The sequence below is a fragment of the Klebsiella sp. PCX genome (assembly GCF_021869705.1).
In the GTDB taxonomy this organism is placed as follows: Bacteria; Pseudomonadota; Gammaproteobacteria; order Enterobacterales; family Enterobacteriaceae; genus Klebsiella; species Klebsiella quasipneumoniae.
Genome location: NZ_CP091527.1, coordinates 4,399,951 through 4,415,532 on the forward strand (window position 1 = coordinate 4,399,951; position 15,582 = coordinate 4,415,532).

At 55.9% G+C, this 15,582-nt stretch carries 19 protein-coding genes; 14 read left to right on the top strand and 5 right to left on the bottom strand.

Translation table 11 applies throughout. From position 1 onward, the window contains the following. Positions 1–131 precede the first annotated feature (131 nt). Both GQR96_RS20970 and ruvX read left to right on the top strand, forming a co-directional pair. Entirely contained in the window at positions 132–695 is a 564-nt protein-coding gene (locus tag GQR96_RS20970; RefSeq protein WP_002916603.1) for a YqgE/AlgH family protein, read from the top strand. After that, a complete protein-coding gene (ruvX, locus tag GQR96_RS20975) occupies positions 695–1,111 on the top strand; it encodes a Holliday junction resolvase RuvX (RefSeq protein ID WP_004205178.1) in 417 nt (138 codons plus the stop codon). Before GQR96_RS20970 ends, ruvX begins: the two co-directional genes overlap by 1 nt. 51 nt (positions 1,112–1,162) lie before the next feature. On the opposite strand, the gene GQR96_RS20980 is transcribed toward ruvX, so the two are convergent. Together GQR96_RS20980 and GQR96_RS20985 are read right to left on the bottom strand one after the other, a co-directional pair. Continuing rightward, positions 1,163–1,816: a LuxR C-terminal-related transcriptional regulator gene (locus GQR96_RS20980; protein WP_065903985.1), complete on the bottom strand. Its 654-nt coding sequence runs from the start codon at positions 1,814–1,816 to the stop codon at positions 1,163–1,165. Positions 1,817–2,164: 348 nt separating this feature from the next. Beyond that, on the bottom strand, positions 2,165–3,145 hold the full coding sequence (locus GQR96_RS20985) for a type IV pilus twitching motility protein PilT (RefSeq protein ID WP_065903982.1): 981 nt from the start codon (positions 3,143–3,145) through the stop codon (positions 2,165–2,167). A gap of 16 nt (positions 3,146–3,161) precedes the next feature. Between GQR96_RS20985 and GQR96_RS20990 the strand changes: the two genes are divergently transcribed. The 8 genes from GQR96_RS20990 (at position 3,162) to GQR96_RS21025 (ending at position 9,613) form a co-directional block, all read left to right on the top strand. After that, positions 3,162–3,863 carry a YggS family pyridoxal phosphate-dependent enzyme gene (locus GQR96_RS20990; protein ID WP_004205181.1) on the top strand — a complete coding sequence of 234 codons (702 nt, stop codon included), beginning with the start codon at positions 3,162–3,164 and terminating at the stop codon, positions 3,861–3,863. Positions 3,864–3,883: 20 nt separating this feature from the next. Next, positions 3,884–4,450, top strand: coding sequence for a YggT family protein (locus tag GQR96_RS20995; RefSeq protein WP_004205182.1), 567 nt, complete (start codon positions 3,884–3,886; stop codon positions 4,448–4,450). After that, a complete protein-coding gene (gene yggU / locus GQR96_RS21000) occupies positions 4,447–4,737 on the top strand; it encodes a DUF167 family protein YggU (RefSeq protein WP_023319134.1) in 291 nt (96 codons plus the stop codon). Before GQR96_RS20995 ends, yggU begins: the two co-directional genes overlap by 4 nt. Positions 4,738–4,749: 12 nt before the next feature. Beyond that, the gene (locus tag GQR96_RS21005) at positions 4,750–5,343 is read left to right on the top strand and encodes an XTP/dITP diphosphatase (RefSeq protein ID WP_049092317.1); all 594 of its coding nucleotides are present in this window, start codon (positions 4,750–4,752) and stop codon (positions 5,341–5,343) included. Next, positions 5,336–6,472, top strand: a complete 1,137-nt coding sequence (gene hemW / locus GQR96_RS21010) for a radical SAM family heme chaperone HemW (RefSeq protein ID WP_053809959.1) — start codon at positions 5,336–5,338, stop codon at positions 6,470–6,472. The genes GQR96_RS21005 and hemW overlap by 8 nt, the downstream gene beginning before the upstream one ends. 304 nt (positions 6,473–6,776) lie before the next feature. Further along, complete coding sequence (locus tag GQR96_RS21015) at positions 6,777–7,763, top strand: TRAP transporter substrate-binding protein (protein ID WP_048295589.1); 987 nt, start codon at positions 6,777–6,779, stop codon at positions 7,761–7,763. 46 nt (positions 7,764–7,809) lie between these two features. Continuing rightward, a complete protein-coding gene (locus GQR96_RS21020; protein WP_023319137.1) occupies positions 7,810–8,319 on the top strand; it encodes a TRAP transporter small permease in 510 nt (169 codons plus the stop codon). After that, positions 8,312–9,613 carry a TRAP transporter large permease gene (locus GQR96_RS21025; RefSeq protein ID WP_048295591.1) on the top strand — a complete coding sequence of 434 codons (1,302 nt, stop codon included), beginning with the start codon at positions 8,312–8,314 and terminating at the stop codon, positions 9,611–9,613. The genes GQR96_RS21020 and GQR96_RS21025 overlap by 8 nt, the downstream gene beginning before the upstream one ends. Positions 9,614–9,660: 47 nt before the next feature. Here the strand turns inward: GQR96_RS21025 and GQR96_RS21030 are convergent, their stop codons facing one another. Genes GQR96_RS21030 through trmB form a run of 3 tightly spaced genes read right to left on the bottom strand, consistent with a single transcriptional unit; the run spans position 9,661 to position 11,476 of the window. After that, complete coding sequence (locus GQR96_RS21030; RefSeq protein ID WP_004205190.1) at positions 9,661–10,380, bottom strand: YggN family protein; 720 nt, start codon at positions 10,378–10,380, stop codon at positions 9,661–9,663. 50 nt (positions 10,381–10,430) lie between these two features. Continuing rightward, the gene (locus tag GQR96_RS21035; protein ID WP_002916620.1) at positions 10,431–10,757 is read right to left on the bottom strand and encodes a YggL family protein; all 327 of its coding nucleotides are present in this window, start codon (positions 10,755–10,757) and stop codon (positions 10,431–10,433) included. Then, positions 10,757–11,476, bottom strand: a complete 720-nt coding sequence (gene trmB / locus GQR96_RS21040) for a tRNA (guanosine(46)-N7)-methyltransferase TrmB (protein WP_004205192.1) — start codon at positions 11,474–11,476, stop codon at positions 10,757–10,759. Before trmB ends, GQR96_RS21035 begins: the two co-directional genes overlap by 1 nt. Before the next feature lie 136 nt (positions 11,477–11,612). Here trmB and mutY point away from each other — a divergent pair, with 136 nt between their 5' ends. From mutY to GQR96_RS21060, 4 genes are all read left to right on the top strand, one after another. Further along, positions 11,613–12,671, top strand: coding sequence for an A/G-specific adenine glycosylase (gene mutY / locus GQR96_RS21045; RefSeq protein WP_017899765.1), 1,059 nt, complete (start codon positions 11,613–11,615; stop codon positions 12,669–12,671). A gap of 27 nt (positions 12,672–12,698) precedes the next feature. After that, entirely contained in the window at positions 12,699–12,974 is a 276-nt protein-coding gene (locus GQR96_RS21050; RefSeq protein WP_004105744.1) for an oxidative damage protection protein, read from the top strand. A 48-nt stretch (positions 12,975–13,022) separates the two neighbouring features. After that, entirely contained in the window at positions 13,023–14,105 is a 1,083-nt protein-coding gene (mltC, locus tag GQR96_RS21055; RefSeq protein WP_002916629.1) for a membrane-bound lytic murein transglycosylase MltC, read from the top strand. Positions 14,106–14,296: 191 nt separating this feature from the next. Next, on the top strand, positions 14,297–15,550 hold the full coding sequence (locus GQR96_RS21060) for a nucleoside permease (protein WP_023319141.1): 1,254 nt from the start codon (positions 14,297–14,299) through the stop codon (positions 15,548–15,550). Positions 15,551–15,582: the final 32 nt, after the last annotated feature.

The following is a 15,582-nucleotide window of genomic DNA, read 5'->3' on the forward strand; positions in this document are numbered from 1 at the left end:
GATCGCCGCGCTGGTGAAACCCTTCCAGCCAGGCGCCGCTCGGGCGCCTGCCAGATAAAGTGCATCGACACCATTCTACTTTGCCCGCATACTGGGTGTTGCTTTTTGAACCAGGAACAGAACCTCTGACAATGAATTTACAGCATCACTTTCTGATTGCCATGCCTGCGCTTCAGGACCCCATTTTCCGCCGCTCCGTGGTCTATATCTGCGAGTATAACGACGAGGGTGCCATGGGCATTATTATCAATAAGCCGCTGGAAAATCTGCAGGTGGAAGGGATCCTTGAGAAGCTCAAAATTGTCCCGGAGCCGCGTAATCCGGAGATCCGCCTGGATAAACCGGTGATGCTGGGCGGCCCGCTGGCGGAAGACCGCGGCTTTATTTTACATACCCCGCCCTCTGACTTTTCCTCAAGCATCCGTATCTCGGATAACACGGTGATCACCACCTCGCGGGATGTCCTCGAAACCTTAGGCACCGACCGGCAACCGGGCAACGTGCTGGTTGCCCTGGGCTACTCTTCGTGGGAGAAAGGGCAGCTGGAGCAGGAGATTCTAGATAATGCCTGGCTTACCGCCCCGGCTGACCAGAATATTCTCTTCCGTACGCCCATCGCCGATCGCTGGCGCGAGGCGGCTAAACTGATTGGCATCGACATCGTGACGATGCCAGGCGTCGCGGGGCATGCATAATGAGCGGTACCTTTCTCGGCTTTGATTTCGGGACCAAAAGCATCGGTGTGGCGGTAGGGCAACGGATCACCGCAACCGCCCGGCCACTGCCGGCGCTGAAGGCGCAGGACGGTAAACCGGACTGGAATATCATCGAAAAATTGCTTAAGGAGTGGCAGCCTGAGGCGGTAATCGTCGGCCTGCCGCTGAATATGGACGGCACTGAGCAACCGCTGACCGCGCGCGCGCGTAATTTCGCCAATAAAATTCATGGCCGCTTTGGCGTCGCGATCCTTCTCCACGATGAACGTCTGAGTACGGTTGAGGCCCGGGCGGGCCTGTTCGAACATGGCGGCTATCGGGCGCTGAATAAAGGCAGCGTCGATTCGGCCTCTGCGGTGGTCATTCTGGAAAGCTACTTCGAGCAGAGCTTTTAAGCCCTGCTCTTCTGCGCCGCCGGCGAACCGCAGACGGCGCAGCTCCCCCGCCTAGTGGCGCAGATGTTCGTTAGCCCAGCTCACCGCCTGGGTGCGATTCTTAACGCTCAGCTTACGGAACACGTTATACAGGTGCGTCCGCACCGTGTTCTCACTGATAAACAGCGCGCGGGCAATATCGAGGTTGGTCGCGCCGCAGCGCAGTTCGTTGAGGATCTCGCATTCTCGTTCGGTCAGCGGCGAGTTCTCAACCGGCGCCGATGCATGGTCCGCAGCGTACATCGCCGGGTGCATCACGCTCAATTCAGCCGTCTGTTCGCCGTTCAGCACGGCCTTGACGCCCTCAATTAAGCGCGATTCATCATCGTCATGGCGGAACACGCCATATAAAGCCGGCCACTGCGCCATTTCGTATAACTCATACTTTTGTGCGCTATTAATAATCAACAAACGAGGATTATCTGCCTGCAAGCGAATAATATCCCGCCACACCCCGTTTAATTTCTTATTTGACACTGCAATATCAAATAATATTACAGAATCTTTTGCCAGACGCTGCGCCAGCGGTTTATTAATATTTTGTAAAACCACCGGTGCCATCAGGGTTTCGCTCAGATAGCTGGCAAAGGATTTGCTTTGAATAGACGGGTGGGTAATAAAGGTTACCTGACGAGAAGATGATGAATTTCCATTTAAATTAATCACTTAAAACTCTCCTTAGCAGCTATCCACCGTCATGGTGGTTAAATGAATAAAAAAATATACAATCAGCCGTGAATTTATAAATAGCATTGGCAATTTACAAATTGAAACGTTATTCTATGAGAATCATCCTATTCCCGTAAACAGCATAAATCGAATGACTCAAAGCTGTCAAAAGGTAATCAAACTTTTTTCCTGGAAATGCGTATTCACTGCCGACATATCTCAACTGAATATCTTATTTGAATTTATTCACAAAGATTATTTGTATTATCAAATAATATCCAGAAACAGCTTTTAAACATTTAGTTAACACACCATTTCAACCACCCAACTCGCTTCACACTCCCCTTACAGCTCGCCTGCGGCCACACGTTGCTGAAAACTCTGGGTAAATGTCAACATTCCGGCCTGCATCCCGGTCTGCATTACACCGGGCAGCTGGTGCACTTTTCCTTCGCGGATCAAATTCGCCACTGCCGGCGTATTAACCAGAAGCTCGTATAGCGCAACTCTGCCGCCATGACGTGCGGGTAATAATTTTTGCGCCAGCACCGCGCACAGGCTTCCGGCCAGCTGACTTCGAACCTGATCTTTCTCCTCTGCCGGAAAGACATCGATCAATCTCTCCACCGCCGGCGCCGCGCCGCGGGTGTGTAATGTCGCCATCACCAGATGCCCGGTCTCCGCCGCAGTTAACGCCAGACGAATGGTTTCGCTGTCGCGTAGCTCGCCGAGCAGGATCACATCCGGATCCTGACGCAGCGCCACCCGAAGCGCCGCGGAGAACGAAGGACAGTGCCGGCCAATCTCCCGCTGCTGAATCAGGCATCGCTCGCTGTGATGAATAAACTCCACCGGATCCTCCAGCGTCAGAATATGGCCATCAAGATGCTGGTTGAGATGGCCGACCATCGCCGCCAGGGTGGTCGACTTGCCGCTGCCCGTCGCCCCGGTGACCAGCAGCAAGCCACTCTCTTCCGCCAGCAGCTCGCTTAGCGCAGGCGGCGCGCCCAGCGCCTCCAGGCGCGGAGACTGGCTGGGCAGCAGGCGCAGCACCAGCGATATTCCGCGCGTATGGGCGAAAGCGCTGGCGCGTAACCGTGAACCACAGGCCAGAGTCAGCGCAAAGTCTATCTGGCCGTGCTCCTGCCAGTGCTGTAACTGTGCGGCATCGAGCCAGTCGTTGAGTAAATCCGCAATATCCGGTGCGGGAAAGGGCGCGGGCTCCAGCTTACCCTGCCGCCGCCAGCGCGGTGCGGCGGAATTGCACAGGTGTAGATCGGAGACATTATGCTTTACACTAAGGGCTACGATTTCTTCCAGCTTCATAACTCATCCTCGGAATATGAACGATATTGCGCATAACCTGGCACAGGTCCGGGACAAAATCTCCGGTGCCGCCGCCCGTTGCGGGCGTGCGCCAGAAGAAGTGACATTGCTTGCAGTGAGTAAAACGAAACCTGCGAGCGCGATCGAAGAAGCCATCGCGGCAGGCCAGCGGGCATTTGGTGAAAACTACGTCCAGGAGGGCGTGGAGAAGATTAACCATTTCCAGCAGGCAGGCGTCAGTGGACTGCAGTGGCACTTTATTGGTCCCTTGCAGTCCAACAAAAGCCGGCTGGTGGCCGAACATTTTGACTGGTGCCACACCGTCGATCGGTTGAAAATCGCCACCCGCCTGAACGAGCAGCGCCCGGCGCATTTGCCGCCGCTGAAGGTGCTGATTCAAATCAACATCAGCGATGAGCAGAGTAAATCCGGCATCCCGCTGGAAGCGCTCGATGCCTTAGCCGCGGAGATCGCTGAGTTACCTCATCTGGAGCTGCGCGGCCTGATGGCGATCCCCGCGCCTGAGTCAGAATATGTAAGGCAGTTTGCCGTCGCCCAGCAAATGGCGGTAGCATTTGCGCGGTTAAAAACGCGGTACCCCACGGTCGATACGTTGTCTCTGGGAATGTCGGACGATATGGAAGCCGCTATCGCGGCGGGAAGCACGATGGTGCGCATCGGCACGGCCATTTTTGGTGCGCGCGACTACAGCAAATAATAAGGAATCTGAGGAACGCCATGAAGACGTTGACTTTCCTGCTTTCAACGGTCATTGAGCTTTATACAATGGTCGTGTTGTTACGCGTCTGGATGCAGTGGGCGCGCTGCGACTTTTACAACCCGTTTTCGCAGTTTGTGGTAAAGGCCACGCAGCCGATTGTCGGGCCGCTGCGCCGGATCATCCCGGCAATGGGGCCGATTGACAGCGCCTCGCTGCTGGTGGCATTCATCCTCTGCGTCATCAAAGCGATCGTCCTGTTTATGGTGATCACCTTCCAGCCGATCATCTGGATCTCCGCCCTGCTTATTCTGCTGAAAACCATCGGCTCGCTGATCTTCTGGGTGCTGCTGCTGATGGCGATCATGAGCTGGGTCAGCCAGGGACGCAGCCCGGTGGAGTATGTGCTGATGCAGCTGGCGGACCCGCTGCTGCGTCCAATCCGCAACCTGCTGCCGTCGATGGGCGGTATCGATTTCTCGCCGATGGTGCTGGTGCTGCTGCTGTACGTGATCAATATGGGGGTCGCCGAGGTGCTGCAGGCTACCGGTAACGTACTGCTGCCGGGGCTGTGGATGGCGCTATGAGTGCCGTTGAACGCTGCGCTGACGGGCTGGTGCTGAGGCTGTATATTCAGCCGAAGGCCAGCCGCGACAGCATCGTGGGCGTACATGGCGACGAGCTCAAAGTCGCCATTACCGCCCCGCCCGTTGATGGCCAGGCCAATGCCCATCTGGTGAAATTTCTCGCCAAACAGTTCCGCGTCGCCAAAAGCCAGGTACTGATTGAAAAAGGCGAGCTGGGCCGCCATAAGCAAGTTAAAATCATCGCCCCACAACAGATCCCGACTGCGGTCGCGGCGCTAACTGAATAAACAGGATTCATCATGCAAAAAGTCGTCCTCGCTACCGGCAACGCCGGTAAAGTGCGCGAACTGGCCTCGCTGCTGGAAGATTTTGGTCTCGATATCGTCGCTCAGACCGAGCTCGGCGTCGAGTCTGCGGAAGAGACCGGTCTGACCTTCATTGAAAACGCGATTCTGAAAGCGCGTCATGCGGCGCAGATCACCGGCCTGCCGGCTATCGCCGACGATTCCGGTCTGGCCGTCGATGCCCTTGGCGGCGCGCCAGGCATCTACTCCGCCCGCTATGCCGGCGTCGACGCCAGCGACCAGCAGAATCTTGAGAAACTGCTCGACGCCCTGCAGGACGTGCCGGACGACCAACGCCAGGCGCAGTTCCACTGTGTACTGGTCTATCTACGCCATGCCGAGGATCCCACGCCGCTGGTGTGCCACGGCAGCTGGCCTGGGGTGATCGCCCGGGAAGCCGCAGGTCATGGCGGCTTCGGCTACGACCCGATTTTCTTCGTCCCGTCAGAGGGAAAAACCGCGGCCGAACTGAGCCGTGAAGAAAAGAGCGCCATTTCCCATCGCGGACAGGCGCTTAAACTGTTACTGGAAGCATTACGTAATGGCTAATTTGCCACCGCTGAGTCTCTATATTCATATTCCCTGGTGCGTGCAAAAATGCCCGTACTGCGACTTTAATTCGCATGCACTGAAAGGCGAGGTGCCGCACGATGACTACGTCCAGCATCTGCTGAACGATCTGCGGGCCGATGCGCAGTATGCCCAGGGACGGGAAATAGGCACCATTTTTATCGGCGGCGGTACGCCGAGCCTGCTGTCAGGCCCGGCCATGCAAACCCTGCTCGATGGCGTCCGCGCCTGCCTGCCGCTGGCCGCCGGGGCGGAAATCACCATGGAAGCCAACCCGGGCACCGTGGAGGCCGATCGCTTCGTTGATTACCAGCGCGCCGGGGTGAATCGCATCTCTATCGGCGTACAAAGCTTTAGCGAACCAAAGCTGCAGCGGCTGGGGCGGATCCACGGCCCGGAAGAGGCCAAACGCGCGGCACGCCTCGCCAGCGGCCTGGGCTTGCGCAGTTTCAATCTCGACCTGATGCACGGTTTGCCGGACCAGTCGCTGGAGGAGGCGCTGGACGATCTGCGTCAGGCCATTGCTCTCAACCCGCCGCATCTCTCGTGGTACCAGCTGACCATTGAGCCGAACACCTTGTTCGGTTCCCGGCCGCCGGTGCTGCCGGATGACGACGCGCTATGGGATATTTTTGAGCAGGGACATCAGCTGCTGAGCGCCGCCGGCTACCAGCAGTACGAGACTTCCGCTTACGCCAAAGCGGGCTATCAGTGTCAGCACAATCTCAACTACTGGCGCTTTGGCGACTATCTCGGCATCGGCTGCGGCGCGCACGGCAAGATAACCTTCCCGGACGGGCGCATCCTGCGTACCGCCAAAACCCGCCACCCGCGCGGCTATATGGAAGGCCGCTACCTCGAACGCCAGCATGATGTGGAAGAGGCGGATAAACCGTTTGAGTTCTTTATGAACCGTTTTCGCCTGCTGGAGGCCGCGCCGCGCGCGGAATTCCGCCGTTATACCGGTCTTGATGAAGCGGCGATCCGTCCGCAGCTGGACGCGGCGATAGCCCACGGCTATCTGCAGGAAGACGAGCAGAACTGGCAGATTACCGAGCATGGAAAGCTGTTTTTAAATTCTCTTCTCGAACTATTCCTCAGCGAATAAATATCGTCATCCCATTCCCGGCAGCAATATTTCGGGAATGGGAATCACTCGATTCCTCCGCCATATATACCTCATTACATCTGTTCCATTGTTATTAAATATTCCACTCTCAAATTAATTTGCATTAATTAATACAAACCAAATATCAATCCTTCAATAAGATCGGTTATTTCATTACCTCATTGCCAGAAAGTGTGAGTCAGGCAGCTTAAAGATGTACGACAACAAAGATAATATGTCATACAGAAATAAAGCATGATGCTTAAGATATTGACCCATTACCCCAAGTGCATGGAGCCAACTCATGAAAAAATATCCTTTTTCTCGTTCTCTGGTAGGTATAGCTTTACTGGCCCTACTCTCTGCAGGTGCCGTCGCGGCTGAAAAAATAACATTAAAACTGGCGCATAACCTTGAGCGCAGCCATGTGGTGCATCAGGCGTTTGAGGAGATGTCCAAAGAGGTAAACCAGCTTTCTGACGGTAAGATGAAGATTCGCATTTACCCCAGTAGTCAGATGGGCAGCGCTCGCGAGACCATGGAGTTATTACAAAATGGCGCGCTGGATATGACCAAAGGTTCCGCCAGCGATCTGGAATCTTTCGATAATATTTACGCCATATATAATTTACCATTCTTGTTTAACGACCAGAACCACTTCAATAACGTGGTCTTCGGCGAGGTGGGTAAAGAAATAATGAACTCGACGAAAGAGAAAGGATTTTTTGCCCTTTCCGCTTATGTCGCCGGGACGAGAAGTTTTTATGCAAAAAAGCCCATCACCAGGCCGGAAGATTTAAAAGGACTGAAGATCCGCGTTCAGGCCAGTCCGACAACGTTAAAAATGGTCGAATTAATGGGCGGTTCCCCAACCCCCATCTCCTTTGGTGAAGTTTATACCGCCATGCAGCAGGGGGTGGTGGACGGCGCGGAGAATAACGTTCCCTCCTGGGTGCAGACGCGCCATATCGAAATCGCGAAAGTATTCTCTGAAGATGAGCATGCCTCCATCCCTGATTTCCTCGTTATCTCCAGTAAAACCTGGGACAAGCTGACGCCGGATCAGCAACAAATCCTGATCAAAGCGGCGAAAGCGTCAGAGGTTTTTCAGCAACAGCTGTGGCGGAAAATCGACGCCGATACCCGCGCGCAGGCCAAAGCCATGGGGGGCGAAATTATCAAAGTGGATAAAGCGCCGTTCCGCGCCGCCGTGCAGCCGCTATTCGATGACTTTAAAAAAGATCCTGCTCAGGCCGCCCTGCTGGCCAAATTTGAAGCTGCCGCGGAATAACCATTAACGGGCCAGCCGCTGGCCCGTCTTCACCAGGAAATCAACGATGATACTTAACCGCATCAAGCTGGCGGTGGACCGCACCATCGCCGCCTTCTCTGTCGCTGTTATGATTGCGCTGGTTGTCTGCGTCGTCTGGCAGGTATTCAGCCGCTACGTGCTTAACCAGCCAAGCACCCTGACCGATGAGCTGGCGCGCTTCTTAATGATCTGGGTCGGGCTACTGGGCGCGGCCTACACCGTCGGCGCCCAGCGTCACCTGGCGATTGATTTACTCACCATGACGCTCTCTCCCCGCAGGCAGGCGCTGTTCAGCGTCATTATTAACCTGCTGATCCTGCTGTTTGCCGGCGCAGTGATTGTGACCGGCGGCGTAAAACTGATTGCAAAAACGCTGTCGACCGCCCAGGTCTCAGCCGCGATGCAGATCCCCATGGGCTACGTGTATCTGATCCTGCCCCTCACCGGCATCATGATGATGTTTTACGCATTGTGTTTTATCAGTAACGGCCTGAAAGCCATGAAACATGCAGAAGAAGGAGCAACTCATGGATAGCGCTATTGCACTGACGCTATTTGGCGTTTTCTTTATTCTGGTTTTTATCGGCGTTCCCATCTCCTTCGCCATCGGTATCGCTACCGTTGGCTCGATGCTGCTGATGTTTCCCTGGGATATCGCGGTGATAACCGTGTCTCAACGCCTGGCGAACGGGCTTGATAACTTCGCGCTGCTGGCCATCCCCTTTTTTATCTTTGCCGGAACCCTGATGAACAGCGGCGGGATTGCAATACGCTTAATCAATCTGGCGCAGGTGATGGTTGGGCGAGTGCCCGGATCGCTGGGGCACGTTAACGTGCTGGCCAATATGATGTTCGGCTCGATTTCCGGTTCAGCCGTCGCGGCCGCCGCGGCGGTAGGCGGGACGCTGAATCCCATTCAGAGGCAAAAAGGCTACGATCCGACCTTTTCCACAGCGGTAAACGTCTCATCCTGCATCACGGGTCTGCTTATTCCGCCGTCAAACGTGCTGATCGTTTTTTCCCTGACAGCCGGCGGCGTCTCGGTCGCCTCGCTGTTTATGGCCGGTTATCTGCCGGGCATTCTGATGGGTCTGTCCATCATGCTGGTCTGCGGCTGCATCGCTAAACGCCGCGGCTATCCGGTTTCCGAACGGCCGACCTGTGCCCAGGCGGCAAAGGCTTTTTTCGACGCCCTACCCAGCCTGCTGCTGGTCATTATTGTGATGGGCGGGATCCTCGGCGGTATTTTCACCGCCACTGAGGCGTCCGCCATCGCCGTGGTCTACACCTTTATTCTCTCGGTGCTGATCTATCGTGAAGTCAAATGGCGCGATCTGCCGCAGCTGATTCTGGAGTCGGTGGTGATGACCTCTATCGTTCTGCTGCTGATTGGCTTTTCGGTCGGCATGTCGTGGGCGATGACCAATGCCGATATTCCCTACATGATAAGCGATGCGCTAATGGGAGTGTCGGAAAACCCGGTGGTGATCCTGCTGCTGATTAACATTGTGCTGCTAATCGTCGGCATTTTTATGGATATGACCCCAGCGGTGCTGATTTTCACGCCGATATTTCTGCCCATTGCTGAGGATTTGGGCATGAATCCGGTTCATTTCGGCATCATGATGGTCGCTAACCTGTGCATCGGCCTGCTGACCCCGCCGGTTGGCAGCGCGCTGTTTGTCGGCTGCTCCATTTCAGGTGTGAAAATTCAGCAGCTCATCAAACCGTTGCTGCCGTTCTACGCCGCCCTGCTGATCGCGCTGATGATGATTGTTTATATCCCGCCGATCTCGCTGTTTATTCCACAGCTGCTGGGGCTGATGTGATCGCCTGAGCGTCGTCGCTACCTGCGGGCGCAGGTAGCGAAATCAAGCTATTTTAACGAGCCAACCAGCGCTTTGCGGCTGTCCTCAAGGGAGACCACCCGGCTGCAGACGTCTTTACCAAACTGCTGGAAATCGGCCTCCTGGTTTTTCCACTCATCCTGGATAGCGGTTTGCAGACCGCCGAGGCTGCCGAGAATGCCCTGCAGCGGGTTGCCGCCGCCTTTGAGCACCGCTTTCGCCCCCATCTCGTTAATGCTGTCCTGCAAAATGCCGCCCATCGCCTGATTTACCAGCTGCTGGCCGTCGGCGCGCACCTGGTCGATGGCTTTATAGTGGAAGGTCAGGCCATCGCTGCGGCGCTCAATGATGCGGTTCATCTGTTCTTTCAGCTGCGCGTCCAGCTTGGTCAGACGACCGTGCATACTGCTATTGGCGCCGACCTGTTCGGTAATGATTTTATCCAGCGCCTTGCGGCCTTTTTCGACTCGCGAACGCGCGCCTTCGTCAATCCACGGCAGGCTGCTACGCAGACTGGCCTGGTAATCCTGCGCCTGTTCGCGCTGGGCGGCGCTGAGCGCATAAGCCTTGCCGTTAAAGGTCAGGTTGCCGTCCGGTTTGATCACCAGATTGCCGTTTTCCCCTTTCACCTGTACCTGCTGAGGGGTGAGGATCACATCGTCACGCGGCGTGACGCTACACTGGTAGTCCGCATGGGCAGACAAAGCGGTGACGGAGAGCGCCACCGCCAGCAGCGTTTTACGCATCATAAAACTCCCTTAAGACAAAACGGGCCGGCAGTTGCCGACCCTTGTCAAACTTAGTCCCACCAGACGTCAAAAAGTTCGCTGGTGCGCACATCCTCTAACTTACGCGCTTCCAGCCATTTGCGCACGATGGCCTGATGCTCTTCGGTGCATTTACCGATCTCCTGCATGCAGATCAGCCCCTCCCAGGAGAGATAGCCGCTGCCGTCAAAGGCCAGCTTGTTCGGCTCAATCACCTCTTCGATCAGATCGTTGACCGTCTGGTCGATCTGCTCTTCACTGGTCCCTTCCGGGAAACGCCAGGCGACGGAGAAGCCTAACTCCTGAAACTCGTCGATATGCATTTTTTTACGCAGACGACGGCTACGATTCTTGGCCATTATTTCACCCTCTCGAACATTAAGTCCCATACGCCGTGGCCGAGACGATGGCCACGCTGTTCAAATTTGGTTACCGGGCGCGATTCCGGGCGCGGTACGTAATCGTTGCTTGCCGACTGGTTACGATACCCTTCCAGCGAGGACATCACTTCCAGCATATGGACGGCATAGGCTTCCCAGTCGGTCGCCATATGGAAGACGCCGCCGAGCTTCAGTTTACTTTTCACCAGCTCGGCGAAAGGCGGCTGTACGATACGACGTTTATTATGGCGCGCTTTATGCCACGGGTCAGGGAAAAACAGCTGCACCATATTCAGCGAGTTATCCGGAATCATAGTGTGCAGCACTTCCACCGCATCGTGACACATCACGCGCAGGTTTTGCACACCTTCTTCTTCGGCCGAGGCCAGACAGGCGCCGACGCCCGGGGAGTGCACTTCGATGCCGAGGAAATTCTGTTCCGGTTTGGCTTTTGCCATCGCCACCAGCGAGGCGCCCATCCCGAAGCCAATTTCGAGGGTGACCGGCGCTTCGCGGCCAAACAGGGCGGCGAAATCGAGCGGCGCATCGTTGAATTCAACGCCCATCACCGGCCAAATGTTATCCAGCGCATGCTGCTGCCCTTTCGTCAGGCGGCCCTGGCGACGGACGAAGCTACGAATACGGCGCAGCGGGCGACCGTTTTCATCGAATTCCGGAGAAATGACGTCGTTTTTCATAAAAGTTTGGTCTGCTTGTGAATGTGTTCGGAAAACGGGCATTATCCAAAGTTACCCGGCGGATGCAAGGGTTTACAGCCACTCGCCCTTATGCTGCAATCTGCCCCCCTGTAATCGCGATCCCGGAGCCGTAGCTTTGACTTTTCTCGCCACGCAATTTTCAGCCCAGGTCCTGGACTGGTACGACAAATACGGGCGTAAAACCCTGCCCTGGCAAATCGCCAAGACGCCCTACAAAGTATGGCTCTCCGAAGTGATGTTGCAACAAACCCAGGTGACCACGGTTATCCCCTATTTTGAACGCTTTATGGCGCGTTTCCCTACGGTGGTCGATCTCGCCAACGCGCCGCTGGATGAAGTGCTGCATCTGTGGACCGGACTGGGTTATTACGCGCGGGCGCGCAACTTACACAAAGCGGCGCAGCAGGTGGCGACGCAGCACGGCGGCGAATTCCCGCAGACCTTTGACGAAGTGGCGGCGCTTCCCGGCGTCGGGCGCTCAACGGCGGGGGCCATTTTATCGCTTTCGCTCGGTCAGCATTATCCGATTCTCGACGGCAACGTGAAGCGCGTGCTCGCCCGCTGCTATGCTGTCAGCGGCTGGCCGGGGAAAAAAGAGGTGGAAAAACGGCTGTGGGAGATCAGCGAAGCGGTCACGCCGGCGAAGGGAGTGGAGCGTTTTAACCAGGCGATGATGGATCTCGGGGCGATGGTTTGCACCCGCTCGAAGCCGAAGTGCGAACTGTGCCCGCTGAGCAACGGCTGCGTGGCCTACGCCAATCATTCATGGGCAGAATATCCGGGCAAAAAACCGAAGCAGACCATTCCGGAACGCACCGGCTATTTTCTTCTGATGCAGCACGGTGACGAGGTGTTTCTCGCCCAACGTCCGCCGGTGGGTCTGTGGGGCGGATTGTTCTGTTTTCCGCAGTTTGCCGACGAAGCGGGCCTGCGCGAGTGGCTGGCACAGCGCCAGATTAAGGCCGATAATCTGACGCAGCTCACCGCTTTTCGCCACACTTTCAGCCATTTCCACCTGGATATTGTGCCGATGTGGCTTACAGTGCACTCATCTGGCGCATGCATGGATGAAGGCAACGCACTCTGGTATAACTTAGCGCAGCCGCCGTCGGTCGGTCTGGCGGCCCCCGTGGAGCGCTTGTTGCAACAGTTAAAAGCCGGAACGCCGGTATAAATTTTCGGCTATCAAAGAGGATTGATTATGAGCAGAACCATTTTTTGTACCTTCCTGCAGCGTGAAGCGGACGGCCAGGATTTTCAGCTGTATCCGGGCGAACTCGGGAAGCGCATTTACAACGAAATCTCCAAAGAAGCCTGGGCGCAGTGGCAGCACAAGCAGACCATGCTGATCAACGAGAAAAAGCTCAGCATGATGAACCCGGAGCACCGCAAGCTGCTGGAGCAGGAAATGGTGCAGTTCCTGTTTGAAGGGAAAGATGTGCACATCGAAGGCTATACGCCGCCGGAAAAACAGTAAGGGCCCTGCGGCCTTTTAAAAACAAACACAACACGCACGCCCGGAATGATGAAAAAATACTTAGCGCTCGCGCTGATTGCGCCGTTGCTCGTTTCGTGTTCCAGCTCCAATAAAAAAGGCGCCGAATACAACGAGGCCTGGGTCAAGGATACCAACGGTTTTGATATCCTGATGGGCCAGTTTGCCCACAACATCGAGAACATTTGGGGGTACAACGAAGTCCTGCTCGCCGGGCCGAAGGACTACGTCAAATACACCGACCAGTATCAAACCCGCAGCCACATCAACTTTGATGAAGGGACGATCACCGTCGAGACCATCGCCGGCACCGATCCGCGCGGACGACTGCGCCAGGCGATCGTCAAAACCCTGCTGATGGGCGATGACCCCAACTCCATCGACCTCTATTCCGATGTCGATGACATTCAGATCTCCAAAGAGCCGTTCCTCTATGGCCAGGTGGTGGATAACACCGGGGCATCAATTCGTTGGGAGTGGCGCGCCGCGCGCTTTGCCGACTATCTGCTGCAAACCCGCCTGAAGAGCCGCAACAACGGCCTGCGCGTGGTCTACAGCATCACCATCAACCTGGTGCCGAACCACCTCGACAAACGTGCGCATAAATACCTCGGCATGGTGCGTCAGGCCTCGCGTAAGTATGGGGTTGATGAGTCGCTGATCCTCGCGATTATGCAGACCGAATCCTCCTTTAACCCTTATGCGGTCAGCCATGCCGACGCCATGGGGCTGATGCAGGTAGTCCAGCACAGCGCCGGCAGAGACGTCTTCCGTTCCCAGGGTAAATCGGGCCTGCCAAGCCGCAGCTATCTGTTCGACCCGGCGAATAACATTGACACCGGTACTGCCTACCTGGCGATGCTGAACAATGTCTACCTTGCTGGCATCGATAACCCCACCTCGCGTCGCTACGCGGTGATCACCGCCTATAACGGCGGCGCCGGCAGCGTGCTGCGGGTCTTCTCCAGCGATAAAGTCCAGGCGGCCAATATCATCAACAGCATGGCGCCAGGTGACGTCTACCAGACGCTGACCACCCGTCATCCGTCGGCGGAATCGCGCCGCTATCTGTATAAAGTTAACACGGCGCAGAAAAGCTACCGCCGTAAATAACCCCCCTCCTGACACCGGCCTCAGCCACGCGCTGAGGCCGCTTTCTTTCTACGTCATACTGTGGAATATCTTTCGGTTTTCTGCGGCAGTTAACAGAAGCCTTCAGCTGGTGAATGATAGAATCGCATCAAAATAACGGGATTAATGTTATTTTAAAAACATAACAAGCCCACATTCGTGAGGATAACTACATGAATCTTAAGCTGCAGCTCAAAATACTGTCGTTCCTGCAGTTCTGCCTTTGGGGGAGCTGGCTCACCACGCTTGGCTCATACATGTTTGTCACGCTGAAGTTTGATGGCGCGGCTATCGGCGCAGTGTATAGCTCGCTCGGTATCGCCGCGGTGTTGATGCCGACGCTGCTCGGCATCGTCGCCGATAAGTGGATCAGCGCCAAATGGGTGTATGCCGCTTGCCACCTGGTGGGCGCGCTGACGCTGTATCTGGCGGCGCAGGTCACCACGCCGGGCGAGATGTTCCTTGTGATCCTCCTCAACTCGCTGGCCTATATGCCGACGCTGGGGCTGATTAACACAATCTCTTACTACCGCCTGCAGTCGGCGGGGCTGGATATCGTCACCGATTTCCCGCCGATCCGGATCTGGGGCACCATCGGCTTTATCTTCGCCATGTGGGGCGTAAGCTTCTCCGGCTTCGAACTGAGCCATATGCAGCTGTACATTGGCGCGACGCTGTCGGTCCTGCTGACGCTGTTCACCCTGACGCTGCCGACGATCCCGGTGGCTAACGCCCAGCGTAATCAAAGCTGGACGGAGATGCTGGGGCTTAACGCTTTTGCGCTGTTTAAAAACAAGCGCATGGCAATCTTCTTTATCTTCTCGATGATGCTAGGCGCCGAGCTGCAAATCACCAACATGTTCGGTAATACCTTCCTGCACAGCTTCGATAAAGATCCGCTGTTTGCCGGCAGCTTTATCGTCGAACACGCCTCGGTGCTGATGTCGATCTCGCAGATCTCCGAGACGCTGTTTATCCTGACCATTCCGTTCTTCCTCAGCCGCTACGGCATTAAGAACGTGATGCTTATCAGTATCGTGGCGTGGATGCTGCGCTTCGGCCTGTTCGCCTTCGGCGATCCGACACCGTTCGGCACCGTGCTGCTGGTGCTGTCGATGATCGTCTACGGCTGCGCTTTCGACTTCTTCAACATCTCTGGTTCAGTGTTCGTGGAGAAAGAGGTGCGTCCGGAAATCCGCGCTAGCGCCCAGGGCATGTTCCTGATGATGACCAACGGCTTCGGCTGTATCCTCGGTGGCATGGTGAGCGGCAAAGTGGTGGAGCACTTTACCGTCGAAGGGATCACTAACTGGCAGAGCGTGTGGCTGATTTTCGCCGGCTATTCGCTAGTGCTGGCTTTTGCCTTCGTGGCGCTGTTCAAATACAAACACGTCAGACAACCGACCGCCGCGCAGCAGAGCGCGTGATCGTCAAAAGCAAAACGCCCCGCCGGTTCAGC

What these genes read in the sequence shown, in the direction of transcription:
- GQR96_RS21025 (WP_048295591.1), top strand. Translation starts at nt 8,312, where the DNA reads ATGGATAGCGCTATTGCACTGACGCTATTTGGCGTTTTCTTTATTCTG.
- GQR96_RS21030 (WP_004205190.1), bottom strand. Translation starts at nt 10,380, where the DNA reads ATGATGCGTAAAACGCTGCTGGCGGTGGCGCTCTCCGTCACCGCTTTG.
- GQR96_RS20990 (WP_004205181.1), top strand. Translation starts at nt 3,162, where the DNA reads ATGAACGATATTGCGCATAACCTGGCACAGGTCCGGGACAAAATCTCC.
- GQR96_RS20970 (WP_002916603.1), top strand. Translation starts at nt 132, where the DNA reads ATGAATTTACAGCATCACTTTCTGATTGCCATGCCTGCGCTTCAGGAC.
- GQR96_RS21060 (WP_023319141.1), top strand. Translation starts at nt 14,297, where the DNA reads ATGAATCTTAAGCTGCAGCTCAAAATACTGTCGTTCCTGCAGTTCTGC.
- GQR96_RS21015 (WP_048295589.1), top strand. Translation starts at nt 6,777, where the DNA reads ATGAAAAAATATCCTTTTTCTCGTTCTCTGGTAGGTATAGCTTTACTG.
- GQR96_RS21050 (WP_004105744.1), top strand. Translation starts at nt 12,699, where the DNA reads ATGAGCAGAACCATTTTTTGTACCTTCCTGCAGCGTGAAGCGGACGGC.
- GQR96_RS21005 (WP_049092317.1), top strand. Translation starts at nt 4,750, where the DNA reads ATGCAAAAAGTCGTCCTCGCTACCGGCAACGCCGGTAAAGTGCGCGAA.
- mltC (WP_002916629.1), top strand. Translation starts at nt 13,023, where the DNA reads ATGAAAAAATACTTAGCGCTCGCGCTGATTGCGCCGTTGCTCGTTTCG.
- trmB (WP_004205192.1), bottom strand. Translation starts at nt 11,476, where the DNA reads ATGAAAAACGACGTCATTTCTCCGGAATTCGATGAAAACGGTCGCCCG.
- yggU (WP_023319134.1), top strand. Translation starts at nt 4,447, where the DNA reads ATGAGTGCCGTTGAACGCTGCGCTGACGGGCTGGTGCTGAGGCTGTAT.
- ruvX (WP_004205178.1), top strand. Translation starts at nt 695, where the DNA reads ATGAGCGGTACCTTTCTCGGCTTTGATTTCGGGACCAAAAGCATCGGT.
- GQR96_RS20985 (WP_065903982.1), bottom strand. Translation starts at nt 3,145, where the DNA reads ATGAAGCTGGAAGAAATCGTAGCCCTTAGTGTAAAGCATAATGTCTCC.
- GQR96_RS21020 (WP_023319137.1), top strand. Translation starts at nt 7,810, where the DNA reads ATGATACTTAACCGCATCAAGCTGGCGGTGGACCGCACCATCGCCGCC.
- hemW (WP_053809959.1), top strand. Translation starts at nt 5,336, where the DNA reads ATGGCTAATTTGCCACCGCTGAGTCTCTATATTCATATTCCCTGGTGC.
- GQR96_RS20995 (WP_004205182.1), top strand. Translation starts at nt 3,884, where the DNA reads ATGAAGACGTTGACTTTCCTGCTTTCAACGGTCATTGAGCTTTATACA.
- GQR96_RS21035 (WP_002916620.1), bottom strand. Translation starts at nt 10,757, where the DNA reads ATGGCCAAGAATCGTAGCCGTCGTCTGCGTAAAAAAATGCATATCGAC.